Below are 25,566 nucleotides of genomic sequence, written 5' to 3'. Positions count from 1 at the left end.
CGGGATTTAGTAGGACTGGTTCAGCTCATCCGCAGCCGGTATTTCACGCTCGCGCCGGGCGATGTAATCCAGCAGCTCTTCGTTCTTGGCGATATCGAGCGTTGGTTCCTGATACTCGGCCAGCAGCTTGCGGGCGTGTTTCAGGGCGCGTTCGGTGATTTCAACACAACCCTCAGCCTGCCATTGTTCGATCGAGTTGTTGTCGAACATATCCGGCATGAAGAATGCGCTCTGGAAATTGTCCTGCGTATGCGGATGCCCAAGGTAATGCCCGCCCGGACCGATATCACCGACTGCCGAAACGGCCTGATCGAAATCGCCCCATTTCGGGCCCTCGGCCATGCGATAGGCCATGGCGCATTGTTCTGCGTCAACGATGAACTTGGCGGTCGAGCAGTGCATCCCGGCCTCGTTCCAGCCCGCCGAATGCCAGATGTAGTTGGCGCCGGAATGGATCACGGCCTGCAGAGTGGTTGCGGATTCATAGCCTGCCTGCGCGTCGAACGTCTTGGCTCCGCCCAGAGTGTTTGAGGTACGCCAAGGCACTTCGTAATACCGGGCCATCTGTCCAATCATGAAGTTCATCAGACTGATCTCGGGCGTGCCTGCCATCGGCGCGCCGGATTTCATCGAGACGGTCGACAGGTAGTGCCCGTAGATCGCGGGCGCGCCCTTGCGGATCACCTGCGTATAGGCCAGCGCGCTGAGCGCCTCGGCATTCAGTTGCGCCACGGTCGCCGGAACGCTGGCAGGCGTATTGGCCCCGCCCAGAACGAAGGGCGAGCACAACACCGGCTGCTTTCGGCGACAGAAGGCGCGCATCGCGCCCAACATGGTTTCATCCCAGATCAGCGGCGAATTGCCGTTGCAATTGCCAGTGGTGACCGGGTGATCTTCAAGGAAATCCTCGCCGAACAGGATGGCGCACATCTCCATGACATCTTCGGCATTCTTGGGGCTGGTGGTCATGCCCATGAAGGTTTTGTCAGAGTGCTTCATTGACGAATAGGTAATCCGCAGATGCCGCTGACTGATCGGGTGATCATAGGGCTCCACGATGTGATGGGCCGAGGAATGCAGCGCGGGCAACATATGGCTGAGCTTGTGGAACATCGCCAGATCGTCCAGCGTCGGGTTGCGGCGCACATCTTCCAGATCGCGCAGGAAGGGCGCTCCGGTCATCGGCACGAAGATCGAGTGTTTACCGCCCAGCCGCACGTTCTTTTTCGGATCGCGCGCGTGGTAGGTGAAATCTGACGGAATGGTCGCGATCAACTCGCGCACCAGACCACGATCCAGATAGACGAGCTCGCCTTCTACCTTGGCACCAGCCTTCTTCCAGTCTTCCAGCGCGATGGGGTCACGGAACTGAACGCCTACGTTTTCCAGAATATCCATCGAGGCCGCATCAATGCGTTCAACCTGGGCGCCGTCCATCACTTCGCATAACGGAATGCCGCGGGTCAGGCCCGGCAACATCTCGAAGTTTGGAGCGGTGCGCATGGCGCGCCGGGCAGAGCGCCCTCCGGTACGTGTGGCTGTGGCAGTTCTGGTCATATGGTGCCTCCTTCCGGTTCAGAGTGGAACGGAAAGGGTGAGGTCCACATGCAGGAATGCGAAAGACTGTTGCGAAATGCGACGTTGGGGTTTCGTCAAATAAACGGCAACTCGAAGGAGGTTCACTAATGCATCTCAAACGCATCTTTGTGGGAGTTTGTGTTTAACATCATGCAATGGCAGCGAAGCAGACGATCTGGCCAAAGAATTGCGGCCAAAAGTGACTAGTCCGCCCGCAGACTGTATTCTGATTAATGTATCGGCACCATTCGAGACGGGCTTAATCCATGTGGGAGCGGGGCATTAGGAACTCTCAGCAACCAAATCTGATCGTAAGGAGCGTGGCAAAAGCTGCCCTGTCTGTGCGGGTGAAACTGCTGATGGCGTTTTTGGGTATCACCTTGTTGCTTTTGGGATTGGCGCTTTTTGCGGTGTCGGCCTTGCAGCAATCGAACAGGCGTGTCGATGCGATGATCCATGATCAGGAGAGGATTGCATATTTCAACGAAATCCATTTGGCGCTGAGCGAGTTGAACCTGATGAACTTGTCCTTGGTCATCGATCAGACGCCCGGGGACGACTCGGACGAAATTTTTGCATTTTCAACCGGCAATTTCATCGGTCAGATCGAGAACCTGCAACATCACATTGCGCAAGGGATACGTCGATTCCTGCAGGCGGGCAGAAAAGAGTTCCAAACCATTGATGAAATCCGCGCAGATTTGGGCGACATCAAAACCAAGGCCGCCGCCATGGTGCGGTTTCGAAGAGACGGAGACATGCAGAATCTCGCCGAATTGGGATTGGATCAGATTTTTCGCCAAGTTCGTTCACTGCAAAGCGATGCGTATAATCTTGTGCAGGGCGCCGAAGCAGAGATGCGTGACCGGGCAAATAGGAATGCCGAAGTTTACCAATCGACGCGCAAAATGGTCGTGGCGGCGGCAACAATTGCAATGGGGGCAGCCCTTTTTCTTGGCTACGCAATCTCTTCGTCACTGATCTGGCCAATGCGCCGAATTGGCCAAACACTTAGCGTTGTCGCCGAAGGAGATTTCGCGGCGCGAGTTGATGTCCCCAATCGCGACGAGCTTGGCAAATTGGCAAACGACGTGAATGCAACAAGTGCGCGTCTGGGTGATCTTTATGAACAGGTAGAGACCCAGCGAGCCGAATTGGAAGCCGAATACGACCGGTCGGAAAAGTTGCTTTACAATCTGCTGCCAGAAGACATTGCGGTAAGATTGAAGCTTGAGCCAGACCAGACTATCGCTGACAGTTTGCCCAAGGTTGCAATACTATTCGCTGATATCGTGGATTTCACGCCACGGGCATCGAAACTGCCGCCGGAAGATGTAGTCGGGTTTCTGAACAAGATCTTTCGTCTATTTGATGAATTGGCCGACAAACACGGATTGGAAAAGATCAAGACAATTGGTGATGCCTATATGGTCGCGGCAGGTATGCCGTCTCCGGTCGGCGACCCGGTGCATCGCGTCGCCGAGATGGCTCTGGACGTGCAACGGTCGGTTGCGGAAATCTCACCTGATTTTCCGGATGGGCTTCAAGTAAGAATCGGACTTCACGCAGGGCCTGCTGTCGCCGGTGTCATTGGAAACCAGAAGTTGTTCTATGATGTTTGGGGGGAAACGGTGAACACCGCCAGCCGGATGGAGAGCCACGGTGAACCGGGGAGGATCCAGGTAACGGGTGCCGCAAAAGAGGAGCTTGAAGCGGACTACGACTTCGAACCCCGAGGCGTGGTGGAGATAAAGGGATTGGGTTCTGTGAAAACGTGGTTCTTGATCGGTTCTAAAACCAAAAGCTGACCACTACGTCTCGACCTAATTAATCTGCCACTTCTACTTCAATGGACGGCCACCCGGCGGCGACCGCCCAATTTGGATCAGCCCAATTGAACCAGAGCGTGACGCTTCTTGCCCGCGCTCAGCTTGATCGGCGATGACAACGCGCCTGCGTCGATCATCAAGCCCGCATCTGTCAGCGGGGCATCGTCCAGTTTGGCGCCGTTTTCGGCGATCAGGCGCTTGGCCTCTTTGCCGGATTTGGCGAGGCCGGATTTGACGATCAGCTGGACGATGGACATGCCGTCACCCAGCTCTGATGCGCTGAGGGTCAGGGTCGGGAGGTCTCCGCCAACGCCGCCCTTTTCGAACACCTCGCGCGCGGTCGCCTCGGCGGTTGCAGCGGCTTCTGCACCGTGCAGCAGAGTTGTGACTTCGTTGGCGAGGCGGATTTTGGCCTCGTTGATTTCGGACCCTTGCAGCGCGGCCATGCGGTCGCATTCGTCCACCGGAAGCTCGGTGAAGATTTTCAGGAACCGGCCCACATCGGCGTCGGTCGTGTTGCGCCAGAACTGCCAGAACTCATAGGCGCTCAGCATGTCGCCGTTCAACCAAACCGCACCGCCCTGTGATTTGCCCATCTTGCGGCCATCGCTGGTGGTCAACAGGGGGGTGGTGAGGCCATAGATCTCGTGATCCAGCACCCGGCGGGTTAGGTCGATGCCGTTGACGATGTTGCCCCACTGGTCCGAGCCGCCCATCTGCAGAACGCAGTTATACCGGCGGTTCAGTTCGAGGAAGTCATAGGCCTGCAGGATCATGTAATTGAATTCGAGGAAACTCAGCGACTGTTCACGATCCAGCCGCGATTTCACGGATTCAAAGCTCAGCATCCGGTTGACCGAGAAATGCCGCCCGATATCGCGCAGGAAATCGAGGTAGTTCAGGCTGTCGAGCCATTCGGCATTGTTCAGCATCAGCGCGCCGGTCTCGCTGTCATCGTAAGACAGGTATTTCGAGAACACCTGCTTCATGCCTGCGATATTGGCGTCGATCTGTTCAGGGCCCAGCAGGGGGCGTTCATCCGAGCGGAACGAGGGATCGCCCACCTTGGTGGTGCCGCCGCCCATCAGGGTAATTGGCTTGTGGCCGGTTTTCTGCAACCAGCGCAGCACCATAATGTTCATCAGGTGACCTACATGCAGCGACTGTGCGGTGGCGTCATAGCCGATATAAGCCGTCTGCACCCCAGAAATCAGAGCGTCGTCAAGGCCTTGATAATCGGTGCAGTCGGCGAGAAAGCCGCGCTCGATCATCGTGGCGATGAAATCCGATTTGGGGTGGTAGGTCATGACGCTCAACAGGCCTTGTGTTCTGGCCCTCTCTGCAAGGGCTGGTGTAAGTCATAGGTCAGTAGTTTCAAAACCAGACCCGCTAGGTCGCACGACGGAAGGTAAATTCATGCGACTGGCTTTCTAATTCCCTAAGTCTCGCGGAATGTCCAGTCATTGGCGAGCAAGTGCAGTCCGCACTGAAAGAATCTTGCGGATAAGCTTTCTGAGGGAAACGCGAAGAAATAACGCATAGCGAAACACAGAATATCGCGTCAGTCTTTGAAGCGTACCAAGTCCTGCCGGATAACCTCTGGTTCTAGAGTGCAGTGTGTCTGGACAGAAGCGGCTTTTCATTCTTGATGTGGCGTTCAATCAGTTGCTTTTGCAGCTTCCCGGATGGGATCGGGCAGGCGGGCTTGGGGGCAAATTCCAGTTCTGCTATCTCGGGGAATATGCTCAGGATTTCTGTTCGTGCTTCTGGACTGATGGCCTTGAGCACTTCCGGTCCGGTAAACAGGCTTTCCGATGGTGCGCCTTCGGCATAGACTACCTCGTGCTGTCCAAAAAGAAGGTGAAAATACTCGACGCTCTGGGCATCCTGGTCGATGAAAATACCGGGCAGCGAAGTCAGATTGACGGCGGGTACCAGGACTTCGGAAGTCCTGAACATACGCTCGACAATCTTTGAAGACACCAGCATGCGGTGCTGCCGGGACACCACAAGATCACGCTGAGGCAAGCCCAGACCTAACGCTCCGGCGCTGATACGAACCGGGCGCAGTTTGGGGTTTGCGGCCAGTTCCGGGGCAGATATCGTACGGCGAAACACCCGCAGCAGGGTGGCAAATCCGGGCCCATCACCTGTGGGATCAAACACTTCGATCTCATCGCTGGCTTTCAGATCCTCGACCGCCTTATGACCACCCCTTACCCGAATATTCGTGCCACTGGTGAAACAGGGAACAAAGTCGTCAACGGGCAGATTTACGACTGGACTGGCGAAGGCACCGTCACCCAGCGCCGTGATCGTCAGTGTTGTGTTGAGCGGGGGGACATCCCCCAAAAAGCCGATGAAGAATCCTTGCTCGGCTCCGCCGCCAAACGCGCCGTTGCCGCTGGAATCATAGTCGAAAACGCCAATCGTATAGGTATTGGTGCCATCCGTGACTATGTAATTGTAGTCCCAAGCAATTGCATTCCCCAGATAGGTTTGCGTGGGATCGTCTGGGAATTCGTTGTTTACACCGTCTCCTTCGATGGTGTTGGGGTCAACACCATCAGTAATTTCGATCGTATTGTACGCGGAGATCTGAAATGTCGTTCCAACGCCGCCGAATTGGGCCTGGTTCGTGGTCAGAGTCGTGTCCGTCCGAAATGCACCGTATATGTTTGGCATAAACCCTGTTCAGGCCAATTCACTGCCGCTTTTTACTAAGCGGTATGAACCTACTCACCCGTCCTCAATTTGTTGTCTGTGCTTTGCTGCATATTAGTATCTCATCTATAAGCATTGGTGCAACATGTGCGAATATCCGGGGTTTTGAGCCTGCGCTTTTATTGCACTGAACATCCCAAAGTACCGGCCATTATTCAGTCGCTTTGTTTCAATGAAAATCTGACGAAGCTGAGCTATATGGAATGATCGTAGGTGCTTCAGACCAAGTGGAACACTGAAACCGGCGACGGGCATTCTTGGGAGAGCTTGGCACCTGCTGTAGCGATCTGCGAACATGTGGTAATGGACTTTGTACAGCTCTTTTATGAGCACTCGGAACTGCGCTGCGTTTGGGAACGCCTTGTCGCCTTCATTCGCGGTCTCGTACCTTTCGGAATTCTGTAGCGGCGCACGGTACAGGCGGGGGCAGAGGCAAGGAAAAGGCACCTTTTCCAAGAAAAATGAAGCTCGCGCATGATGTGTCTTGCCTTGGCTTTGCATTACCGTGCAGGTTGTGCTCAGAACCCGGCGAAACGGGTGGAGAGACGCAATACGAGGTCGGCGTGGGCAGGGTCATCAGCAAATCGGGGGCGATCAGAGCGTTGGGGGCCATGTCGGGCACATCGCTGGACGGTGTGGACGCTGCGGTCGTTGAAACCGATGGGCAGCAGATATTCGGCTTTGGTCCCAGCGGGTATCGCGCTTATTCCGAAGAAGAGCGTGCCACACTGCGCGCGGCGCTGGGGCTTTGGCATGGACCAAAGGTTGATATCTCGGCTGAGTTGGTGACCCGGGCACATGCCGAGGTTCTTTCAGAGTTCGAAGAGGTCGATCTGATCGGCTTCCACGGTCAGACATTGGCGCATGAGCCGCGTGGGCGTGGCACGTTGCAGGTGGGTGACGGGCTGGGTCTGTCGCAGGCTTTGGGGCTGCCGGTGGTCTGGGATTTTCGCAGCGATGATGTGGCGCTGGGCGGAGAGGGTGCGCCTCTGGCCCCGTTCTTTCATTTCGCCTGCGCCAAATGGATCGGGGCGGAAGAGCCGCTGTGTTTCCTCAATTTGGGCGGTGTTGGGAACCTGACCTATGTTGACCCGTCTTTTGACGGGCCTGAAGCGCCAGGGGCGTTGCTGGCTTTCGACACCGGACCTGCCAACGCGCCGGTTGACGATCTGATGCAGGCGCGGTTGGGGTTGCCGATGGATCGGGACGGCGCGCTGGCCCGAGAGGGTACGGTCGAGACCGGCGCACTGGAGCTGTTTCTGGCCGAGCCCTATTTCAACCGAATGCCGCCCAAATCGCTGGACCGGAATGATTTCTCGGAAATGATTGGTCTGGTGACCGAGCTGAGCGATGCGGATGCGGTGGCTACGTTGACTGGGATGAGCGCTGCGGGTGTGCTGCAGGGGATGGAGCATTGTCCCAAGCCGCCTGTGCGCATGCTGGTTACCGGTGGCGGACGTCACAACCCAGTGCTGATGGAAATGCTGCGCGTGTCGCTGGATTGCCCGGTCGAACCGGTTGAGGCGGTTGGGCTGGACGGAGACATGCTGGAAGCGCAGGCCTTTGCCTACCTTGCCGTGCGTGTGGCGCGGGGATTGCCGACCTCTTGCCCGGGTACCACCGGGGTAAGTGCGCTGGTCGGGGGTGGTGTCGTGTCGTCTCCGGCGAGGGGTGTCGTGGTGAGCGGGTAGGGGGCGCTGCCCCCGTCGCTGCGCGACTCCCCCGAGGTATTTTTAGCCAGATGAAGAGGCGGATCTAGCGATTTAGGGCGCGGGCGTAATCTAGAGTGAATTCGGTGTAGCCGTCCGAGGTGGATTGCAGGTGTGCTTGGGTCCAGCGATGGAAGGCTGGAAGGTGGTGGAAAGGCACGTTTGGAAAGGCGTGGTGCTCCGCGTGGTAGGGCATGTTCCAGGCCAGAAATCGGATCATTCGATTGGTAAAGGTGGTACGGGAGTTTTCGAGCATATTTGCCACCGGCGGGCAGAGGCCGTGTTCGGCGAGCAGGTATAGGCGCAGGAAAGGCTGGCCGATAAGGACGGGCAGAAGCCAGAGCCAGAACAACAAGGGGCTGAAGAACAGGCTGAGTGCGCCCAGGGCATTTAGTGTGGACAATATTCGGGCTTCGGTTCGTATGGCGTGGTGCTGGCGGGTTGGCAGGTAAGCGGCGTCAATCCTGCCGCGCGCGTTGTCGGTCAACACACGGGCCATACCCGTCCAATATGGCCAGCCGCTGAGATAGATCGCAAGGCTGCGCCAGTTTTCGGGGCGGGGTTTGCCGCCAAGTTCCGGGTCTTTGGTCGGGTGGTTTGTCCATTTGTGATGGGCAAGGTGAAAGTAGCGAAACCATGTGAATGGCAGGCAGATGGGAATTGAGACAAGGTGCCCAACCGCTTCGTTGATCCAAGGGGTTTTGAACGGCGTCTTGTGGGTGCATTCGTGGCTGAGCGTAAAGAGGAAAACCAGCAATAGGCCTTGCGGCAGGAGCAGTAGCGGCCAGAGGGGAACCTGTAGGATGATACCGGTGCTGGTTGCTGTCAAAGCGCCGAAATAGATCGCTAGATGTCTGAGACCTGCCGTGTCTGACCGCTGTTGCAGTCTGTCCTTGGTCTCGGGCGGGATCGCGGCGATCAGGGCGCGGTGGTCCATGGAATTACACTCCTGGAATATCAAAGCCGGGTGGCGCGAGTTCAAACCCGTCAAATTCAAATCCCGGTGAAACAGTGCAACTGACTAGCGTGTAGTCTCCACTGCTGCGCGCCGCCTGCCAATGGCCCTTGGGTACAATAAGCTGCGGTGCGCCTTGGGTCAGATCAGGTGTCAGGATGTGGTCTTTGGCAGGGCCTGTATCGGAGGCGCTGAGCGAGAGGATCAGCGGAGCGCCGGAATGGTAGAGCCAGATCTCGGTCGCATCTACCTTGTGCCAGTGGCTGCGCTCACCCTCTGCCAGTAGGAAGTAGATGCAAGTGCCGGTGGCACGGCCGGGATTGTCGGCGCGCCAGGTCTCTTTGAACCAGCCGCCTTCGGGGTGCTGCTGCAGGTTCAGGTGTTGGATGATGTCTTGCGCGGTCATGGGAGCCTCGGGTCTGTTTGTGGGATTATGCACGCACGCGCACGATCTGCTATGGCAATTGTGTATGCAGAGCATATGTTTGCCGCATGACTTTGATGATCCCGTTTGACAACAGCTATGTTCGCCTGCCGGACACCTTTTTTGCGCGGCAGGGGCCCGTGCCTGTGCGTGCACCAAAGCTTGTTGCCTTCAACAGTGATCTGGCGCGACTGTTGCGGATTGCGCCGGGCGACGTTGAAGAGATGGCGCAGGCTTTTGCGGGCAATACTGTGCCCGAAGGGGCCGAGCCGCTGGCGCAGTTATATTCCGGGCATCAGTTTGGCACCTATAACCCTCAGCTAGGAGATGGGCGCGCGGTTTTGTTAGGTGAGACGGTCGGAGTCGACGGGATTCGGCGGGATATTCAATTGAAAGGCTCAGGGCAGACACCTTTCTCGCGCCAGGGAGATGGACGTGCCTGGCTGGGGCCGGTTTTGCGCGAATATGTGGTTTCCGAGGCGATGCATGCGCTGGGCATTCCCACCACGCGCGCGTTGGCAGCGGTTGAAACCGGAGAGATCGTGCTGCGCGAGGGTCCGATGCCCGGGGCGGTACTGACACGTGTGGCGCAGAGCCATTTGCGGGTGGGCACGTTTCAGGTGTTTGCAGCGCGAGGGCAGTTAGAGAGCCTGCAACGGCTGACTGAATATGCCATTCAGCGCCACTATCCTGAGGCGGACGGGGCTATGGGTTTGTTGCGCGCGGTTCGGGATGCGCAGGCCGGGTTGATCGCCCGATGGATGAGCGTGGGTTTCATTCACGGGGTCATGAATACTGACAACAGCTCGATCGCCGGTGAGACGATCGACTATGGCCCATGTGCGTTCATGGACAGCTATCACCCGAATACAGTCTATAGCTCGATCGACCGGATGGGGCGGTATGCCTACTCGAACCAGCCTGAGATTGCGGTTTGGAATCTGGCGCAGCTGGCAACGGCTCTAATTCAGCAGTTTGAGGACAAGGACGCAGCTGTCGAAGAGGCCACCGAAATTGTCCATGCCATGCCTGCGTTGATGCAGGCACATTGGCTGGAACGTTTCAGGGCCAAGATCGGATTGGTTCGGGCAGAGGAGGGGGATCTTGAAATGATCTCGGACCTGTTGACGCGGATGGCGCAGAATCAGGCGGATTTCACAAACACGTTCCGCGCGCTGGGCAGCGACCACGCGCGAGACCAGTTTGCCGACCCGGCGGCTTTTGACGAATGGGCAAAGGGGTGGCAGGAACGCTTGGCGCGTGAGGATGCGCCTTTGGACGTGATGGCTGTGGCCAATCCGGCCTTCATTCCACGCAATCATCGGGTGGAGCAGATGATTCAGGCTGCGGTGCAGGGCGATTACGCACCGTTCAATCGACTGAATGAAGTGCTGTCACGGCCGTATGAGGATCAACCAGAATCAGCTGACCTGATGCGCCCTCCGGCGAAGAACGAGGTCGTGCACGCGACATTCTGCGGTACGTAGCAAAGAGACGGTTTCTTGTGAAGAAACCGAGCCTGAAACTTTTGAAGTTTCAGCTTTCGAGGCTATCGGGGCGTGTCTGCAAAGGGTTCGGCGATCACCTGACACGCATCTTCATAGACAACGTAGCCGATCCGGTCTGATCGCAGAGTATCGATCTGATATCCGTTTTCTTTGAGCAGTGCGACCATCTCATACGACTTGCCCAAAACCTCATTGGCTTCGGGTTTGAACCAGCTGAGGCCTTTGGTATTGCGCTGAAAGGCGCCTTTAGATTTTGTCCTGTTGAACCGATAGGGGATTTCAAGGTTTTCCCGGAACCAAGCCAATAGCGCCTCAATTCGATCGAATGTGTATTTATCCAGCGCGGTGGTGTCGCGCAGGTCGTAGGCCGCGCAGAAGAACCCCTGACGCGCGTCCATATCTTCTATCTTGATCGGGTGGACAAACCTTATGAACATGATCGTGAAGGTGACCGAGAGGCTGCGCGGGCTCAAGGCCGTTTTGCACAAATGTTAGCGGAGCAAGCGGCGCGTTGCCATTCAGCGCTGGGTTCGGCTTGCACTTGTCCGACCAGTTGGCGATCTTGGGTTAAATCAGTTTAAGTGTGCCGATGACCTACCGCTCGACCCTGCGCCTTGCCAGTTACAACATTCAGAAATGCGTGGGACTCGATTTCCGGCGGCAGCCGCAGCGGATATTGCAGGTCATCGAAAGCATGCAGGCCGATATCGTTGTTTTGCAGGAGGCGGACAAACGATTGCCGCCCCGTCCTGCCGCTTTGCCACATTTCATGTTGGATGAGGCCGGGTGGCAGATCGTGGACCTGGGCGGTGCCGGTAGTCTTGGTTGGCATGGCAACGCGGTGATCTGGCGTGGGGACGCCATTCAGGTGCGCCAGGCACGTCATCATGATTTGCCGGGTCTGGAGCCCCGCGGCGCCGTGCGGGTCGAGTTTGATACGCAGATCGGACCTTTGCGGGTGATGGGGATGCATCTTGGGCTTTTGCCGGCGTCGCGACGCCAACAGATCAGTCATATCCGTCGATGTGATTCTGATCTGGAACACATGCCCACCGTCTGGGCCGGGGATTTCAACGAATGGTCACGCCAGCCGGTTCTTGATCATTTGGCCCCGGACATGCGGTTTCTGCCACCGGTTCCTAGTTTTCCTGCCGCGCAGCCGTTGGGGGCACTGGACAGAATCGCGGTGGGGCAGGGGCTTGAGGCTGCACTGCACGGGGTGCATGATGCGCGGCCCGCGCATATCGCCTCGGATCATTTGCCGGTCTGGGCCGATCTGCGGCGCATCGCCTGACCGCAAAATCGTCTGTGGCGCAGGGCGCGTAGACATATTAAGACAGAACACCGAACAGCCCCGGGGGTCACCATGTCCGACACGATTATCGCCCGTTGCGAAGCCAAGGGCCTGCGCATGACCGGCCAGCGGCGGACCATTGCACAGGTCTTGCAGCAAAGCGAAGATCACCCGGATGTAGAAGAGCTTTATGCCCGTGCTTCAGCCGAAGATGCGGGAATTTCGATCGCGACAGTCTATCGTACCGTGAAGTTGTTCGAAGAGGCCGGGATACTTGAGCGGCTGGAGTTCGGTGACGGGCGCGCGCGGTACGAAGATGCGGAGCGCGATCACCACGACCACCTGATCGACATGCAGTCAGGCGAGGTGATCGAGTTTGTCGACCCTGAGATAGAAGCTCTGCAAGAAAAGATTGCGGCCAAGCTTGGCTACAGGCTGAAAGGCCATCGCCTAGAATTGTACGGCGTACCGTTGGAAAAAGACTGACACATCACGAAAATCGATCGGTCGGTGAACGCGATTTCATCGAACATGTCGTAATACTGCTTGCGACGTCGCAAAGGTTACGGTTTTGCTGCCGGAAAGGTCCGCCTGTCAGCGGCCTGTTCCAATGGAAACGCGCATGAACAACGTAAACGGCATTTTGCTGATCATCGGCTCGATGGCGGCCTTCGCGCTTGAGGACATGTTCATCAAGCATCTCTCGGTCAGTGTGGCGACCGGGCAGATCATGATCGCATTGGGTCTGATCTGCGGGGCTATGTTTACGCTTATGTCTATGGCGACACGTAAACGTATCTTCGACCCGGTCGCGTGGCAACCTTTGCCACTGATCCGTGCCGGGACCGAAGCCTTTGGTGCGCTCAGCTTTGTGACCGCGCTGTCACTTGTTGATCTGTCGACTGTGGCGGCGGTTTTTCAAGCGATGCCTCTATTTGTCACGATGGGGGCAGCACTGTTTCTGGGTGAGCAGGTCGGTTGGCGTCGTTGGAGCGCCATCGGCATCGGCTTTGTCGGCGTCTTGATGATCATCCGCCCCGGGTTCGAGGGATTCCAGCCGGAATCTCTGTTTGTTTTGGTCTCGGTCGTTGCGATCGCGGCACGTGATCTGATCACACGCAGGTTGGATGTTCGTGTGGCCTCGTCGGTCGTCGCATTGCAGGCCTATATCGGAGTGGCGCTGGCTGGTGCGGCCCTTATGGTGTTCACAGCACAGCCCGTTGTGCCGCTGCAAGCTGCGCAGATCGGGCCTTATCTGGGTGCCATCGGGTTCGGCGTTTTGGGCTATTACGGCATCGTAACCGCGATGCGGATTGGCGAAGCTTCAGCGCTGACGCCATTTCGGTATACTCGGTTGGTGTTCTCGATCACGGCCGGGATGCTGATGTTTGGCGAACGCCCCGACAGCATGACGTTGGCTGGTGCCGGTCTGATTATCGGATCAGGTCTGTATACTTTCATTCGAGAACGCCAGCTGGCGCGGGCATTGGCAGTAGCCTAAGCGCCCGCGACCTGTTGGCGCAAACAGCAAACTGTTAGCCCTAAAGGCTGAAAAATATAAGTGTTAGCGATAACGGAAACGGTTTACTTTTCGCCGCGTGCTGGTATGAGGCATGCAACCGTTGGCATCATTGGGACCCGTATCATGAGCACGATCATCGACATCCACGCACGCGAAATACTGGACAGCCGGGGCAACCCGACGGTCGAAGTGGACGTGATTCTGGAAGACGGCACCATGGGCCGCGCCGCTGTGCCTTCAGGGGCGTCGACCGGCGCCTACGAGGCGGTGGAAAAGCGCGATGGTGACAAATCTCGTTACATGGGAAAGGGCGTGCTGGAAGCGGTTGCTGCCGTTAACGGCGAGATCGCCGAAGAACTAGTGGGCTTTGACGCGACCGAGCAGGTGGCCATCGATCAGGCGATGATTGAACTCGACGGGACCGAGAACAAGGGCCGTCTGGGCGCGAACGCTATCCTGGGTGTCTCGCTGGCGACGGCCAAGGCGGCGGCGGATTTCACCACGCAGCCTCTGTATCGCTATGTTGGCGGTACTTCGGCGCGCGTTCTTCCGGTTCCGATGATGAACATCATCAACGGGGGTGAGCACGCCGATAATCCGATCGACATTCAGGAATTCATGATCATGCCGACCTCGGCCGCGAATATCCGCGAAGCCGTGCGCATGGGGTCCGAGGTGTTCCATACGCTCAAGCGCGAGCTGTCGGCTGCCGGTCTGGCCACCGGAGTGGGGGACGAAGGTGGCTTTGCCCCTAACATCGCCTCGACTCGTGAGGCACTGGATTTCATCCTGCAGGCGGTCGAAAAAGCGGGCTACAAACCCGGGGAGGAGATCCATCTGGCGCTGGATTGCGCCGCCACCGAATACTACCGCGACGGAAAATATGTTCTGTCGGGTGAAAACATCTCGCTGACTTCAGAGGAAAACGCTGAGTATCTGGCGACCTTGGTCAAAGATTACCCAATTATTTCGATCGAAGACGGTATGTCCGAGGACGATTGGGATGGCTGGAAAGCGCTGACTGAAGCCATCGGCAACGAAGTACAACTGGTCGGCGACGACCTGTTCGTAACCAACCCAGAGCGTCTGGCAGAGGGGATCGATCGTGGCTGTGCCAACTCGATGCTGGTTAAGGTGAACCAGATTGGATCACTGACCGAAACTCTGCGCGCCGTCGATATGGCCCACCGTGCACGGTATACCAACGTGATGTCGCATCGCTCGGGCGAGACCGAAGATGCCACCATTGCCGATTTGGCTGTGGCGACCAACTGCGGGCAGATCAAAACCGGCTCGTTGGCGCGGTCGGACCGGTTGGCCAAATACAACCAGCTGATCCGCATCGAGGAATCACTGGGTGAGGTCGCAGAATACGCCGGCGCGTCGATCCTAAAGCGCTGAGTTTGACGTACTTGGTAAAACCAGATCAGGCCCCGGCAGAACGCCGGGGCCATTTTTTTCTTTGCGTCATTACCGATCCGTCTAAGCTGGGCATCGAAGGCCAACATGGGAGAGGGCGATTTATGACAACATTCAAACGCATCGTTGGCGCTGGGGCGCTATTGATCCTGCCTCAGCTTGCAGGGGCTGATCGTCCGCCTCAGGCAGTGTGCCAGAAAATGGTGGAAGGCGATCCCAGCGGGCAGGTCACGATGGAGGAATGCCTGTGCACCTATAACGTCGCCAACACGGTTTTGGACGATGACATCAAAGAACTATTGTTCGAGTCCTGGTACACCGGTGAGAACATAACTGAACAGTTGAATGCGCTGCCCAAACCCAAACGCGTGCCCCGGCAGTTCAAGACCATGGAGCAGACGTTCAATAAGAACTGCCGCTGATCGTTAAGCTAAACAAACATAAATGTCGTTATGTGTGAACTTGTTCCTATTGCGGCGCTGTGACTCCCGATAGTCTGCAAGCATTGCAGAAAGGGGGACGATATGTCTGCTTCAAAGGTCTTTCTCGTAATTTCAATGCTTTGCGCGGGGATGCTGGCCGCATGTTCAGAGCCTGGGACTTATCCGATCACAGGGATGCAGGTTTCGCAGGATGATCCGGTGCAGGAAATGGCAAATCCGGCGGTAATCTTCCGGGGGGAATCGCGCTAAAGCGATTTGCTCATCAGCATGTAGCGATCGCGCGGTTTGAAGCCTGACCGCAGATATAGTTTCTGCGCGGTTTCGTTGGTTCGATCGACCTCAAGATGCAGGGCGGTCAGACCGGCCTCGGCCAGCGCCTTGGGGAGATCATGCAGCACTTCGGTGGCGATACCGCGTCCGCGGACGGCGGGGCGGATGTAAATCTCATCTACAAAGGCATCCATGCCACCAAACTCGACCGACCAACCGAAGGTGAGGATGACATAGCCCAGCGGTGCGCGGCCCGGACCGATCAGATATATGCACCCATGGGGAATTCCATCCAGTAGAGGGGTCAGCGCGTTGCGACGTTTCTCGTCATCCTGCGCGATGCCGGATTCCGAGTGAAACGCTGCGACCAGCGCCATCAGTCGGTCCAGATCGTCGGGGCGGGCAAGGCGGAGTGCGGCGGTCATAGGCGGGCAAGTCTTTCTGTGAGCAGGTCGAAGAAACCTTTGGCATCCACGTCACCCATGAACATGGCGTTTGGTGCGCGATCAGTGACCCGCCACCAGTCGGCCACTGTCATGCCCAATGTCAATTCAGATTGGGTTTCGATCTCAACATTGATGTGGCGGCCCGAGAACAACTCGGGTCGGATTAGATAGGCGGTGACGCAGGGGTCGTGCAGCGGTGCGCCCTCCGATCCGTATTTTTCTTTGTCGAAGCGTTCGAAGAAATCGGTCATCTCTGCCACTGCATGACCAACCTTGCTATCCAATGCCCGGAATGCATCGTTGCGATGGGGCGTGACAAGCGCATCATGTGTGACATCCAATGGCATTACGACGACATGAATGCCGGATTTAAACACAATATCAGCGGCTTCCGGGTCGACATAAATGTTGAATTCGGCTGCTGGTGTGATGTTTCCAACCTCAAAATACGCACCACCCATCAGCACGATTTCCTGCACCCGGTTGATGATGTCGGGCGCTTTCTGGAACGCTGTGGCGATGTTCGTCAGCGGCCCCAGAGGGCAGAGCGTCACTGTGCCGGGCTCATGCGCGCGTAGGGTATCGATGATAAAATCGACCGCGTGACCTTCGGCCAGAGGCATTTCAGGATCTGGCAAAACAGGGCCGTCGAGCCCTGTTTTGCCATGCACATGCTCGGCGGTGACGAGCGGGCGTTTCAGGGGGCGATCGCATCCGGCGTAGACGGGGATATCGGTGTGACCTGCCAACTCGCACACGATGCGGGCGTTTTTGGCGGTCAGCTCCAAAGGCACGTTTCCAGCGACGGCGGTGATACCCAGAACCTCGATCTCTTCGGGGCTGGCAAGCGCCAGAAGAATGGCGACGGCGTCGTCCTGTCCGGGATCGGTGTCGATTATGATCTTGCGGGGCATTGTGGTCTCCGGGGCCGTGAAGGGCGGACACTCGCAAGTGTCGCGGGGCTTGTCCAGCGGTTTCAGGCCTCGCGTGCGGCATCCACCGGCGGGAGTTTGCCGTTGGCGCGGTGTTCCTCGATTTTCACCTCGTCCCACAGCGCGTCCATTTCGGCCAGATCACTTTGGGAGGGCGTTTTTCCGCGTTCGGCCAGCCGGGCTTCGACCTTCTCAAAACGACGAGTAAACTTGGCGTTTGTGCGGCGCAGGGCGGCTTCGGGTTCGATGCCTAAGTGGCGGCCGAGGTTGACAATCACGAACAGCAGATCGCCGAATTCATCCTCGAGCGCGTCGGCATCCATGCTGTCGCGCGCCTCTTCCAGCTCAGCGGCTTCCTCGGTGATCTTGGCGAGCACATGGCTGGCGTCAGGCCAGTCGAACCCTACGCGCGCGGCACGTTTCTGCAGCTTATGTGCGCGTAGCAGGGCGGGCAGGTTGGCGGCGACACCGTCTAGTGCACCTTTTTGTTCTTTGCCCGCACGTTCGGCGGCTTTGATGGTTTCCCAGTCCTTTGTCTGTTGATCCGCCGACTTCTCGCGGGACTCATCACCGAAGACATGTGGGTGACGGGTAACCATCTTGTCCGACATGGTGCGCACCACGTCCTGAAAGGTAAAATGCCCAGCCTCTTCAGCCATTTGCGCATGGAAGACGGATTGGAACAGCAGGTCGCCAAGCTCTCCCTTCAATTCGTCATAAGCCTCGCGTTCGATGGCATCGGCGACTTCATAGGCTTCTTCGATCGTATAGGGCGCGATGGTCGAAAAATCCTGTTCGATATCCCACGGGCAACCGGATTGAGGGTCGCGTAGGCGGCGCATGATTTCCAGCAAACGCTCGATACCTGCGTCCGTGTCGTGGATCAGAGGATTTTCGGCCATTGCGAACCCTTTCGTTCCGGTGTCAGATGCATCCATCCCGCAGTCAGGATCAGGAGTCCACCCCAGATGCCCGTCGTCAACCGAATTGCCGATTACGCCGCTGATATGGCCAAGTGGCGCCAGCACCTTCACACCATCCCCGAATTGGAATTCGAATGCTATGAGACGGCCGCCTATGTGGCCGAGCGTCTGCGCGAGTTTGGGGTAGATGAACTGCATGAGGGAATCGCCAAAACCGGCATGGTCGCGATCATCAACGGGCAGGGCGAGGGACCGACTATTGGTCTGCGCGCTGACATGGATGCTCTGCCGATTACCGAGGAGACGGGCGTGGACTACGCCTCGAAAAACCCCGGTAAGATGCATGCCTGCGGTCATGACGGGCATACAACCATGCTACTGGGTGCTGCGCGCTATCTGGCCGAAACGCGGAATTTTGCGGGCCGGGTTGCGCTGATCTTTCAGCCTGCCGAGGAAGAGGGCGGCGGCGCGGGCGTGATGGTTGAAGAAGGCATCATGGATCGGTTCGATATCTCTCAGGTTTACGGTATCCATAACACTCCGGGTCGGCCCGAGGGGCTGTTCGAAACCACGCCGGGGCCGCTGATGGCCGCAGTAGATACGTTTGAGATCCATATTCAGGGCGTGGGCGGCCACGGGGCAATGCCGCATGAGACGCGCGACCCGGTGATGGCGGCTTGCGGAATGGCGCAGGCGATCCAGACCATCGTCAGCCGCAACCACTATGCGCTGGACGATCTGGTGGTGTCGGTGACGCAGATACACACCGGAACAGTGAATAACGTGATACCTGATACCGCTTATCTGAACGGCACCGTTCGCACCTTTGATCCGGCCGTGCAAAGGATGGTCAAAGAGAGAATGGCGCAGATCGTGGCGGGGCAGGCGGCCACGTACGGTGTCGAGGCCAAACTGGACTATCAGGAGGGTTATCCCGCCACTATCAACGACGCCGACAAGGCGGCATTCGCGGCTGAAGTGGCGCGGGATGTATCCGGCGCGGAACGCGTGAAAGATGATGCTGGGCGTGAGATGGGGGCAGAGGATTTTTCCTACATGCTGCAGGCCCGACCCGGTGCTTACCTGTTCATGGGGCAAGGAGATGGCGCGGGGCTGCACCATCCGAAATACAACTTCAATGACGACGTCGCGCCGATCGGAGCGTCCTTCTTCGCACGGATCGTCGAAAAGGCACAGCCGTTGGGCTGACAGGGAAAAGACATGGCACTGGAAGATGCAAAGAACCAGGTGGATGAGGCATTCACCAACCCCGATCTTAAGGGGCTGTCCTATGAAAACACCTTTGGCGGCGCGACTTCATTCCTGCGGCGGCTTTATACCAAAGACCTGACGGGTGTGGATATTGCTGTAACCGGCGTGCCTTTCGATCAGGCGGTGACAAACCGCCCCGGAACCCGGCTTGGCCCTCGTGCGATCCGCGAGGCCAGTGCGTTGCAATCGCCTGATGCGCCTTATGGCTGGCCCTTCGACGCGCTCAGCGAGCTGGCGATCGTGGATTATGGAGATATGGCCTACGACTATGCCAATATCCCGGCCTTTCCCGACACGCTGACCGATCATATCCGTACCATTTTGGCGGCGGATGTGGCTTCGGTCACGCTGGGAGGGGATCACTATATCAGCTTCCCGATCCTTAAGGCCTATGCCGAGAAATATGGGCCAATGTCACTGCTGCAATTCGATGCGCATACGGACACCTGGGCCGATGACGACATGTCCCGCGTGGACCACGGAACGATGTTCTACAAGGCGGTAAAATCGGGGTTGGTTGATCCGAAACGCTCGGTTCAGGTGGGCATTCGCACCACCAACGAAGACACGTTGGGCGTTAACATCATCGACGCGCGCGAGGTTTACGAATCCGGACCCGCCGCCGTGGCGCAGAAGATCAAGGGTATTCTGGGCGACAGTCCGGTCTATCTGAGCTTTGACATCGATGGCCTCGATCCGGCCTTTGCGCCGGGGACGGGCACACCGGTCTGGGGCGGTCTAACTTCGATTCAGGCGCAGATCATTCTGCGCGACATCGCCGGGATCAACATCAAGGGCGGCGATGTGGTTGAGGTATCTCCGCCATACGATACCTCTGGTGCGACGGCGATTGCCGGGGCTCATGTGGCGACGCAGATCATTTGCTTGCTTGGGTGGAACAAGCTGGTGAAACCTTAACCTTTGGTTAGGCATAATCCCGGTATCTGCTTGGAGAGGCACCGGATCGGAGACATCACATGACCCAATACAACCAACCGATTGGCGGCAATGATCTGGCACGGTTTTCGGGGCCGAACACGTTTATGCGGTTGCCACAGGCGTCGTCGCTGGACGGGCTGGATGTGGCGATCCTGGGGGTTCCGATGGATATCGGCACTTCGTGGCGGTCGGGCACACGGTTCGGACCCAAGCAGATTCGCAGTGAAAGTGCGATGATCCGGCCCTATAACATGTCCAATGGCGCGGCGCCCTTCGACCATCTGCAGATCGCAGATATCGGCGATCTGGCGATCAACACTTTCTCGCTTGCCGATAGTCTTAGGATCATCAAGGAAAGCTATGACGGCATTTTGGCGCAAGGTATTGTTCCAGTGGCGATGGGTGGGGATCACTCGATCACTTTGCCGATCCTGCGGGCGATGGCAGCCAAGCACGGGCCTGTGGCTCTGGTGCACGTGGACGCTCATGCTGACGTGAATGATGAGATGTTCGGTGAAAAGGAAACCCACGGCACTGTCTTCCGCCGCGCCTATGAGGAAGGGCTGATTGTCCCTGACAAGACCTTTCAGATCGGCATTCGAGGCTCGGGTTACGCCGCCAGCGACTTTACCGAGGCACAGGGTTGGGGGTTTCGTCAGTACCCGGCGTGGGAGCTGTGGCAACAGAACCTGACCGAAATCGGCTCTTTGATCCGTAAAACTGTTGGCGATCAGCCGGTCTATATCACCTACGATATCGACAGCCTCGATCCGGCCTATGCACCCGGAACAGGCACGCCCGAGATCGCAGGTCTGACCACTCCGCAGGCGCTGCAGTTGATCCATGCGCTGGCGGGCATGAACGTGGTGGGCTGCGATCTGGTCGAAGTATCTCCACCCTATGATCCGTCGGGCAATACGGCACTGACCGCAGCCAATCTACTGTTCGAGATGCTGTGCATTCTGCCCGGAGTGACGTCACGATAGGGGTGCGACACCATCCTCTGACCGAGTAAGCAGGGCATAGCGGGAATGAATGGGCAGATGAAAATGGTGCTGTGGCTTTTGATTGCGGTGGGCCTTGCAATGGGTGCCTATATCAGACTTGCGCCTTCAGATCCTGTGCGCTGGCATGTGGCCCATGAAGACGCGGAACGAGACCTGAAGGGTGGTGTCGTTCGGGTCGTCGAAACCGGTCCTGATGGGCTGGCGCGTCTCGACAAAATTGCGCGCGCAACACCACGCACCAGTGTGCTGGCCGGATCTCTAGAAGAGGGCATGATCACCTATATCACCCGTACCAAGGTGTTCGGGTTTCCCGACTACACCACCGTGCAGCAAGACGGCGACACGCTGCGTATCTATGCCAGATTAAGATTTGGCCGGAGAGATTTCGGCGTCAATCGGGACCGGGTCACCCAATGGCTTGCTTTGCTGCAACCCTGACGACAAACAGCCCTCTTGCACCTCGCGCCACATGGGCACGTTCAGCGACATCTGGCATTGGGCCATGAACATGCGGCCGTCGACCTGCAGGCATATCATCTCTCCCAACTCGATGCGGGTGCCGGATTTGTCGGTGCAATAGCAGTCTTGCACTTTGCCTCCGGGGCCAACAACATCGGCCATTCCGGGCGTCGCAATGAGTGTCAGGGCTAAGATCAGTCGCTTCATGGCCCAAGCCTAGCACAAGGCAGGGCCTTGACCAAAGCCTCTGGATGATAGACACCGCGCGGATGATCCCCGAAGAACGCCTTGAACAGATAACTCAGCGATTCCAATACCTCGAAGCGGCCATGGCGGATGGTGCCTCGGGCGGGGATATTGCAGCTTTGGCAAAGGAATATTCCGACCTCAAGCCGGTGGTCGATCAGATCATGGCGTGGCGTCAGCTGGTTTCTGATCTGGCCGAGGCCGAGGCAATGCTGTCCGACCCGGACATGAAAGAGCTGGCCGAAGAGGAAATTCCAGAACTGCAGGCGCGTATCCCCGAGGCGGAGCATGCCTTGCAGCTGGCGCTGTTGCCCAAAGACGCGGCTGATGCGCGCCCGGCAATGCTGGAAATACGCCCCGGCACCGGCGGGGATGAGGCCGCGCTGTTCGCCGGAGACCTGCTGCGCATGTATCAACGCTATGCCGAAGCGCGGGGCTGGCAGTTCGAGATCATCGAGGAACAAGCGTCTGATCTTGGTGGGATCAAAGAGGTGGTGGCACATATCAAGGGCGACAATGTCTTTGCGCGGATGAAGTATGAATCCGGCGTGCATCGCGTGCAGCGCGTGCCCGAAACCGAAAGCGGTGGGCGCATTCATACCTCGGCGGCGACGGTGGCGGTTTTGCCAGAGGCCGAGGATGTGGACATTCAGATCGATGCCAATGACATCCGTATTGACACGATGCGCAGCTCGGGCGCGGGGGGGCAGCACGTGAACACGACGGATTCGGCTGTGCGGATTACCCACTTGCCCAGCGGTATCGTGGTGACCAGTTCCGAGAAATCCCAGCACCGAAACCGTGAGATAGCGATGCAGGTGCTGAAAACGCGCCTTTATGATCTTGAACGGCAGCGGATCGACAGCGAACGCTCGGCGGATCGCGCCAGTCAGGTCGGTTCAGGTGACCGATCCGAACGGATCAGGACCTATAATTTCCCGCAGGGCCGCATGACCGATCACCGCATCAACCTGACGCTTTATAAGCTGGATCAGGTGATGCAGGGCGATCTGGATGAGGTGATCGACGCGCTGACCGCAGATGATCAGGCTCGGCTTCTGGCCGAAATGGCGCAATGATTTCGGCGCTGACAGCCGCGCAGGCCATGGTCGCTGCAACCGCACGTTTGCGCGCAGCCGGTGTGCCTGATCCAGCGCGGGATGCGCGGGTGCTGCTGGCGCATGCGGCGCGGATCGAGGCCAGCCGGGTGACGCTGATCGCGCCCGAGGAGCTGCCGGTGGATATCGCGGAACGCTACGATCAATTGATCTCGCTAAGGGCCATCCGAGTGCCGGTATCGCATCTGCTGGGCGAGCGTGAATTCTATGGTCGGCGGTTTCGGGTCAGTCGCGATGTGCTGGACCCGCGCCCGGAGACCGAGGCATTGATCGAGGCGGCGCTGAGCGAGCCGTTTGATCATGTACTCGATTTGGGTGTGGGCTCGGGCTGTATCCTGATCACCTTGCTGGCCGAGCGGGCGAGTGCCTCGGGCGTCGGCGCCGACCTCAGCGAAGCTGCCTGTCTGCAGGCCAGCGCCAATGCAGTACAGCATCAGGTGCAGGCGCGCGTCGAGATTCGGCAATCTGACTGGTTCGAAAACATTGAAGGTCAGTTCGATCTGATTGTTTCGAATCCGCCCTATATTTCAGCGGACGAGATGCACGCGCTTTCCCCTGAAGTGCGCGAGCATGAGCCGCGCATGGCGCTGACGGATGAGGGCGACGGTCTGGATGCCTATCGCCGTATTGCGGCGTCGGCCCCGGATTATCTGATGCCCGGCGGGCGTATCCTGGTTGAAATTGGCCCGACACAGAGCGCTTATGTTTCTGCCCTTTTTGATGCCGCTGGTTTGACCGGCGTAAAGGTGATCCCCGATCTGGACAGGCGTGATCGTGTTGTGGGGGCCAGAATGCCGCCTTCTAAGCGAAACTGAGGCCGAAAAATGCCGATTGATGTAAAAAAGCTGCGACATTTTCGAGAATCCCCTTGTCTGAACGCTCAGGACATGTTTACTCAGGATTAGTCGGCGAGGTTGACGCTGTTTCAGCGCACCCCTGACGCCAAGCCCAAAAAGTCGATAGCGCGTAACGGCACAAGCCACTGAGCAGCGTTAGATACGGGTTGATCGACAGTGAATTGATAAGGCTGACGTAAAGTAAGATGAGATCTTCCAAATCCCGCTCGCGGGCCAAGAACAACCGCAATCGTCCTTCTGGCGGAAACGTCGTAAACCGAGTTTTTGACAGCTCGGGCCCCGAAGGCAAGGTGCGTGGCACACCGCAGCAGATCATTGACAAATACAACCAATTGGCGCGCGACGCTCAGCTGTCGAATGACCGCGTGGCAGCTGAGAACTTTCAGCAACACGCCGAGCACTATCTGCGCATGCTAAGCGAAGCGCAGCGCGAGATCGAAGCGCGCCGCGAAGAGCAAGAGCGTCAGAACCGCGAACGACAGGCCGAGCGTGATCGTGAACGCGCCGAGCGTCAGGAACGCGAAGCAGCCCGTCAGGCCGATCCGGCCGAGGCTCCGCAGCCGGACGTTGTGGATTTCGGGAATGAGGCGGCTGCGCCCGATACAGGGCTGGTCGAGACGCCGGAAAGCAAGGATGCCGAGCAACCCGAAGCGACCGAGCGTAAGGAAAAGCCGCGCCGCCCGCGCACCCGGAAGCCAAAGGCTGCCACCCCTGCGGCTGAGGATGCACCCGCTGACAAGGGCGACGCACCCGAGGCAGCTGAATAAGCGCTTTTCGATCATGAATTTAATGAAAACCCCGGGCAAAGGCCTGGGGTTTTTTCGTTCAGGGTTTGCGAATTTCGCGCGCGAGCGCGCAGAAGGCTTCGAGCGGGATCTGCTCGGCCCGGTCGGTGGGTTTGATTCCGGCTGCGATCAGGCGGTCCTCGATATCTGGCGCTGCCCCTTTCAGTGAGGCCCGCAGCATTTTGCGGCGCTGATTGAAGGCTGTGGCAACCACGCGCGACAGGGTTGCGGCGTCAGCGGGATAGCGGGGTTCGGGCAGGGCAGTCAGGTGAACCACGGCGCTTGAGACCTTGGGCGGTGGAGTGAAGGCTCCGGGTGGCAGGGACATCGCAATGCGCGCTTCGGCCCGCCATTGGGCAAGGATGGCGAGGCGGCCATAGGCCTTGTTGCCGGGTTGGGCCACGATCCGCTCGGCCACTTCACGTTGAAACATAAGGGTCAGGCTCTGCCAGAAGGGCGGCCATTCGGGCGGGGTGAGCCAGCGGACCAGAAGCTCGGTCCCAACATTGTAGGGCAGGTTGGCGGCCACCCGGATCGGAGGCGTCAGATGGGCCAGCGGCTCGATTTCCAGCGCGTCGCCGTTGATCACTTCCAGCTGGCCCGGATAGGCGGCGGCGATGTCGTTCAGGGCGGCGATGCAGCGGGTGTCCTTTTCCACGGCCACGACCTTGCGCGCGCCTTCGGACAGAAGCCCGCGAGTCAGACCTCCGGGGCCTGGGCCGATTTCAAGGACATCGCATTGAGTCAGATCACCCGCCTGCCGCGCGATCTTGGCGGTCAAGTTGAGGTCGAGCAGGAAGTTCTGGCCCAGCGACTTGCGGGCCGAAAGCTGGTGAGTTGCGATAACCTCGCGCAGCGGGGGGAGGGAGTCGATGGCGCTCATGACTTTAGCGTTGTTCGGAATGGA

Annotated in this window: 27 protein-coding genes; 16 read left to right on the top strand and 11 right to left on the bottom strand. The window is 58.0% G+C overall.

The window, feature by feature from the left end:
• Window positions 1–6: 6 nt before the first annotated feature.
• On the bottom strand, window positions 7–1,557 hold the full coding sequence (locus ACR0NE_RS06635) for a trimethylamine methyltransferase family protein (RefSeq protein ID WP_170595374.1): 1,551 nt from the start codon (window positions 1,555–1,557) through the stop codon (window positions 7–9).
• Window positions 1,558–1,898: 341 nt separating this feature from the next.
• On the opposite strand from ACR0NE_RS06635, the gene ACR0NE_RS06630 reads away from it, so the two are divergent.
• Window positions 1,899–3,386 carry an adenylate/guanylate cyclase domain-containing protein gene (locus ACR0NE_RS06630; RefSeq protein WP_170595377.1) on the top strand — a complete coding sequence of 496 codons (1,488 nt, stop codon included), beginning with the start codon at window positions 1,899–1,901 and terminating at the stop codon, window positions 3,384–3,386.
• Between the two features lie 77 nt (window positions 3,387–3,463).
• Here the strand turns inward: ACR0NE_RS06630 and tyrS are convergent, their stop codons facing one another.
• Window positions 3,464–4,714: a tyrosine--tRNA ligase gene (gene tyrS, locus ACR0NE_RS06625; protein WP_170595380.1), complete on the bottom strand. Its 1,251-nt coding sequence runs from the start codon at window positions 4,712–4,714 to the stop codon at window positions 3,464–3,466.
• Window positions 4,715–5,012: 298 nt separating this feature from the next.
• Window positions 5,013–6,092, bottom strand: a complete 1,080-nt coding sequence (locus ACR0NE_RS06620) for a Hint domain-containing protein (RefSeq protein WP_170595383.1) — start codon at window positions 6,090–6,092, stop codon at window positions 5,013–5,015.
• Between the two features lie 650 nt (window positions 6,093–6,742).
• On the opposite strand from ACR0NE_RS06620, the gene ACR0NE_RS06615 reads away from it, so the two are divergent.
• Window positions 6,743–7,822, top strand: coding sequence for an anhydro-N-acetylmuramic acid kinase (locus tag ACR0NE_RS06615; RefSeq protein WP_370644450.1), 1,080 nt, complete (start codon window positions 6,743–6,745; stop codon window positions 7,820–7,822).
• A gap of 64 nt (window positions 7,823–7,886) precedes the next feature.
• On the opposite strand, the gene ACR0NE_RS06610 is transcribed toward ACR0NE_RS06615, so the two are convergent.
• A complete protein-coding gene (locus ACR0NE_RS06610) occupies window positions 7,887–8,777 on the bottom strand; it encodes a fatty acid desaturase (protein WP_170595386.1) in 891 nt (296 codons plus the stop codon).
• 4 nt (window positions 8,778–8,781) lie between these two features.
• On the bottom strand, window positions 8,782–9,201 hold the full coding sequence (locus ACR0NE_RS06605; RefSeq protein WP_170595389.1) for a cupin domain-containing protein: 420 nt from the start codon (window positions 9,199–9,201) through the stop codon (window positions 8,782–8,784).
• An 86-nt stretch (window positions 9,202–9,287) separates the two neighbouring features.
• Here ACR0NE_RS06605 and ACR0NE_RS06600 point away from each other — a divergent pair, with 86 nt between their 5' ends.
• Window positions 9,288–10,706: a protein adenylyltransferase SelO gene (locus ACR0NE_RS06600; protein ID WP_170595391.1), complete on the top strand. Its 1,419-nt coding sequence runs from the start codon at window positions 9,288–9,290 to the stop codon at window positions 10,704–10,706.
• Window positions 10,707–10,768: 62 nt separating this feature from the next.
• Here the strand turns inward: ACR0NE_RS06600 and ACR0NE_RS06595 are convergent, their stop codons facing one another.
• The gene (locus tag ACR0NE_RS06595) at window positions 10,769–11,200 is read right to left on the bottom strand and encodes a hypothetical protein (protein WP_480459315.1); all 432 of its coding nucleotides are present in this window, start codon (window positions 11,198–11,200) and stop codon (window positions 10,769–10,771) included.
• A 116-nt stretch (window positions 11,201–11,316) separates the two neighbouring features.
• On the opposite strand from ACR0NE_RS06595, the gene ACR0NE_RS06590 reads away from it, so the two are divergent.
• From ACR0NE_RS06590 to ACR0NE_RS06565, 6 genes are all read left to right on the top strand, one after another.
• A complete protein-coding gene (locus ACR0NE_RS06590; protein ID WP_170595393.1) occupies window positions 11,317–12,021 on the top strand; it encodes an endonuclease/exonuclease/phosphatase family protein in 705 nt (234 codons plus the stop codon).
• A gap of 72 nt (window positions 12,022–12,093) precedes the next feature.
• Window positions 12,094–12,507: a Fur family transcriptional regulator gene (locus ACR0NE_RS06585; protein ID WP_170396723.1), complete on the top strand. Its 414-nt coding sequence runs from the start codon at window positions 12,094–12,096 to the stop codon at window positions 12,505–12,507.
• Window positions 12,508–12,643: 136 nt separating this feature from the next.
• Window positions 12,644–13,522, top strand: a complete 879-nt coding sequence (locus ACR0NE_RS06580) for a DMT family transporter (RefSeq protein WP_170595395.1) — start codon at window positions 12,644–12,646, stop codon at window positions 13,520–13,522.
• A 144-nt stretch (window positions 13,523–13,666) separates the two neighbouring features.
• The gene (gene eno, locus ACR0NE_RS06575; protein WP_170595397.1) at window positions 13,667–14,944 is read left to right on the top strand and encodes a phosphopyruvate hydratase; all 1,278 of its coding nucleotides are present in this window, start codon (window positions 13,667–13,669) and stop codon (window positions 14,942–14,944) included.
• Between the two features lie 122 nt (window positions 14,945–15,066).
• The gene (locus tag ACR0NE_RS06570) at window positions 15,067–15,384 is read left to right on the top strand and encodes a hypothetical protein (RefSeq protein WP_170422059.1); all 318 of its coding nucleotides are present in this window, start codon (window positions 15,067–15,069) and stop codon (window positions 15,382–15,384) included.
• A 102-nt stretch (window positions 15,385–15,486) separates the two neighbouring features.
• A complete protein-coding gene (locus ACR0NE_RS06565) occupies window positions 15,487–15,654 on the top strand; it encodes a hypothetical protein (protein WP_170396730.1) in 168 nt (55 codons plus the stop codon).
• Here the strand turns inward: ACR0NE_RS06565 and ACR0NE_RS06560 are convergent.
• From ACR0NE_RS06560 to mazG, 3 genes are all read right to left on the bottom strand, one after another.
• On the bottom strand, window positions 15,651–16,100 hold the full coding sequence (locus tag ACR0NE_RS06560; RefSeq protein ID WP_170396732.1) for a GNAT family N-acetyltransferase: 450 nt from the start codon (window positions 16,098–16,100) through the stop codon (window positions 15,651–15,653). The genes ACR0NE_RS06565 and ACR0NE_RS06560 overlap by 4 nt on opposite strands.
• Window positions 16,097–17,035, bottom strand: a complete 939-nt coding sequence (locus tag ACR0NE_RS06555; protein ID WP_170567062.1) for a nucleoside hydrolase — start codon at window positions 17,033–17,035, stop codon at window positions 16,097–16,099. The genes ACR0NE_RS06560 and ACR0NE_RS06555 overlap by 4 nt, the downstream gene beginning before the upstream one ends.
• 62 nt (window positions 17,036–17,097) lie before the next feature.
• Window positions 17,098–17,955 (bottom strand): nucleoside triphosphate pyrophosphohydrolase, encoded by an 858-nt coding sequence (mazG, locus tag ACR0NE_RS06550; RefSeq protein WP_170567064.1) that lies wholly within the window; start codon window positions 17,953–17,955, stop codon window positions 17,098–17,100.
• Window positions 17,956–18,021: 66 nt separating this feature from the next.
• Between mazG and ACR0NE_RS06545 the strand changes: the two genes are divergently transcribed.
• From ACR0NE_RS06545 to ACR0NE_RS06530, 4 genes are read left to right on the top strand one after another with little or no spacing between them, the layout of a single operon-like run.
• A complete protein-coding gene (locus ACR0NE_RS06545; RefSeq protein WP_170595399.1) occupies window positions 18,022–19,185 on the top strand; it encodes a M20 aminoacylase family protein in 1,164 nt (387 codons plus the stop codon).
• Window positions 19,186–19,197: 12 nt separating this feature from the next.
• Window positions 19,198–20,166: an agmatinase gene (gene speB, locus ACR0NE_RS06540; protein ID WP_170465288.1), complete on the top strand. Its 969-nt coding sequence runs from the start codon at window positions 19,198–19,200 to the stop codon at window positions 20,164–20,166.
• A 59-nt stretch (window positions 20,167–20,225) separates the two neighbouring features.
• Entirely contained in the window at window positions 20,226–21,173 is a 948-nt protein-coding gene (gene speB, locus ACR0NE_RS06535) for an agmatinase (protein ID WP_170595401.1), read from the top strand.
• A gap of 45 nt (window positions 21,174–21,218) precedes the next feature.
• On the top strand, window positions 21,219–21,632 hold the full coding sequence (locus tag ACR0NE_RS06530; protein ID WP_480459319.1) for a DUF1499 domain-containing protein: 414 nt from the start codon (window positions 21,219–21,221) through the stop codon (window positions 21,630–21,632).
• On the opposite strand, the gene ACR0NE_RS06525 is transcribed toward ACR0NE_RS06530, so the two are convergent.
• Window positions 21,558–21,860 carry a hypothetical protein gene (locus tag ACR0NE_RS06525; RefSeq protein WP_170422045.1) on the bottom strand — a complete coding sequence of 101 codons (303 nt, stop codon included), beginning with the start codon at window positions 21,858–21,860 and terminating at the stop codon, window positions 21,558–21,560. The genes ACR0NE_RS06530 and ACR0NE_RS06525 overlap by 75 nt on opposite strands.
• Window positions 21,861–21,922: 62 nt before the next feature.
• Here ACR0NE_RS06525 and prfA point away from each other — a divergent pair, with 62 nt between their 5' ends.
• The 3 genes from prfA (at window position 21,923) to ACR0NE_RS06510 (ending at window position 24,641) form a co-directional block, all read left to right on the top strand.
• Complete coding sequence (gene prfA, locus ACR0NE_RS06520; protein WP_170396981.1) at window positions 21,923–22,978, top strand: peptide chain release factor 1; 1,056 nt, start codon at window positions 21,923–21,925, stop codon at window positions 22,976–22,978.
• Window positions 22,975–23,832 carry a peptide chain release factor N(5)-glutamine methyltransferase gene (prmC, locus tag ACR0NE_RS06515; RefSeq protein WP_170595403.1) on the top strand — a complete coding sequence of 286 codons (858 nt, stop codon included), beginning with the start codon at window positions 22,975–22,977 and terminating at the stop codon, window positions 23,830–23,832. Before prfA ends, prmC begins: the two co-directional genes overlap by 4 nt.
• Window positions 23,833–24,059: 227 nt before the next feature.
• A complete protein-coding gene (locus tag ACR0NE_RS06510; RefSeq protein ID WP_170396747.1) occupies window positions 24,060–24,641 on the top strand; it encodes a DUF4167 domain-containing protein in 582 nt (193 codons plus the stop codon).
• A 58-nt stretch (window positions 24,642–24,699) separates the two neighbouring features.
• Here ACR0NE_RS06510 and rsmA read toward each other — a convergent pair whose 3' ends face one another.
• Window positions 24,700–25,542, bottom strand: coding sequence for a 16S rRNA (adenine(1518)-N(6)/adenine(1519)-N(6))-dimethyltransferase RsmA (gene rsmA, locus ACR0NE_RS06505; RefSeq protein ID WP_170396749.1), 843 nt, complete (start codon window positions 25,540–25,542; stop codon window positions 24,700–24,702).
• Window positions 25,543–25,566 lie beyond the last annotated feature (24 nt).

The organism is Ruegeria sp. C9 (assembly GCF_056537585.1).
Note: the sequence above shows the minus strand (reverse complement) of the source record. Positions and strands in the feature narration are given on the sequence as shown.

Coding starts and splice junctions, on each gene's coding strand:
- ACR0NE_RS06635 (WP_170595374.1), bottom strand. CDS start 1,557: ATGACCAGAACTGCCACAGCCACACGTACCGGAGGGCGCTCTGCCCGG.
- tyrS (WP_170595380.1), bottom strand. CDS start 4,714: ATGACCTACCACCCCAAATCGGATTTCATCGCCACGATGATCGAGCGC.
- ACR0NE_RS06620 (WP_170595383.1), bottom strand. CDS start 6,092: ATGCCAAACATATACGGTGCATTTCGGACGGACACGACTCTGACCACG.
- ACR0NE_RS06615 (WP_370644450.1), top strand. CDS start 6,743: ATGTCGGGCACATCGCTGGACGGTGTGGACGCTGCGGTCGTTGAAACC.
- ACR0NE_RS06610 (WP_170595386.1), bottom strand. CDS start 8,777: ATGGACCACCGCGCCCTGATCGCCGCGATCCCGCCCGAGACCAAGGAC.
- ACR0NE_RS06605 (WP_170595389.1), bottom strand. CDS start 9,201: ATGACCGCGCAAGACATCATCCAACACCTGAACCTGCAGCAGCACCCC.
- ACR0NE_RS06600 (WP_170595391.1), top strand. CDS start 9,288: ATGACTTTGATGATCCCGTTTGACAACAGCTATGTTCGCCTGCCGGAC.
- ACR0NE_RS06590 (WP_170595393.1), top strand. CDS start 11,317: ATGACCTACCGCTCGACCCTGCGCCTTGCCAGTTACAACATTCAGAAA.
- ACR0NE_RS06585 (WP_170396723.1), top strand. CDS start 12,094: ATGTCCGACACGATTATCGCCCGTTGCGAAGCCAAGGGCCTGCGCATG.
- ACR0NE_RS06580 (WP_170595395.1), top strand. CDS start 12,644: ATGAACAACGTAAACGGCATTTTGCTGATCATCGGCTCGATGGCGGCC.
- eno (WP_170595397.1), top strand. CDS start 13,667: ATGAGCACGATCATCGACATCCACGCACGCGAAATACTGGACAGCCGG.
- ACR0NE_RS06570 (WP_170422059.1), top strand. CDS start 15,067: ATGACAACATTCAAACGCATCGTTGGCGCTGGGGCGCTATTGATCCTG.
- ACR0NE_RS06565 (WP_170396730.1), top strand. CDS start 15,487: ATGTCTGCTTCAAAGGTCTTTCTCGTAATTTCAATGCTTTGCGCGGGG.
- ACR0NE_RS06560 (WP_170396732.1), bottom strand. CDS start 16,100: ATGACCGCCGCACTCCGCCTTGCCCGCCCCGACGATCTGGACCGACTG.
- ACR0NE_RS06555 (WP_170567062.1), bottom strand. CDS start 17,035: ATGCCCCGCAAGATCATAATCGACACCGATCCCGGACAGGACGACGCC.
- mazG (WP_170567064.1), bottom strand. CDS start 17,955: ATGGCCGAAAATCCTCTGATCCACGACACGGACGCAGGTATCGAGCGT.
- ACR0NE_RS06545 (WP_170595399.1), top strand. CDS start 18,022: ATGCCCGTCGTCAACCGAATTGCCGATTACGCCGCTGATATGGCCAAG.
- speB (WP_170465288.1), top strand. CDS start 19,198: ATGGCACTGGAAGATGCAAAGAACCAGGTGGATGAGGCATTCACCAAC.
- speB (WP_170595401.1), top strand. CDS start 20,226: ATGACCCAATACAACCAACCGATTGGCGGCAATGATCTGGCACGGTTT.
- ACR0NE_RS06530 (WP_480459319.1), top strand. CDS start 21,219: ATGAATGGGCAGATGAAAATGGTGCTGTGGCTTTTGATTGCGGTGGGC.
- ACR0NE_RS06525 (WP_170422045.1), bottom strand. CDS start 21,860: ATGAAGCGACTGATCTTAGCCCTGACACTCATTGCGACGCCCGGAATG.
- prfA (WP_170396981.1), top strand. CDS start 21,923: ATGATCCCCGAAGAACGCCTTGAACAGATAACTCAGCGATTCCAATAC.
- prmC (WP_170595403.1), top strand. CDS start 22,975: ATGATTTCGGCGCTGACAGCCGCGCAGGCCATGGTCGCTGCAACCGCA.
- ACR0NE_RS06510 (WP_170396747.1), top strand. CDS start 24,060: ATGAGATCTTCCAAATCCCGCTCGCGGGCCAAGAACAACCGCAATCGT.
- rsmA (WP_170396749.1), bottom strand. CDS start 25,542: ATGAGCGCCATCGACTCCCTCCCCCCGCTGCGCGAGGTTATCGCAACT.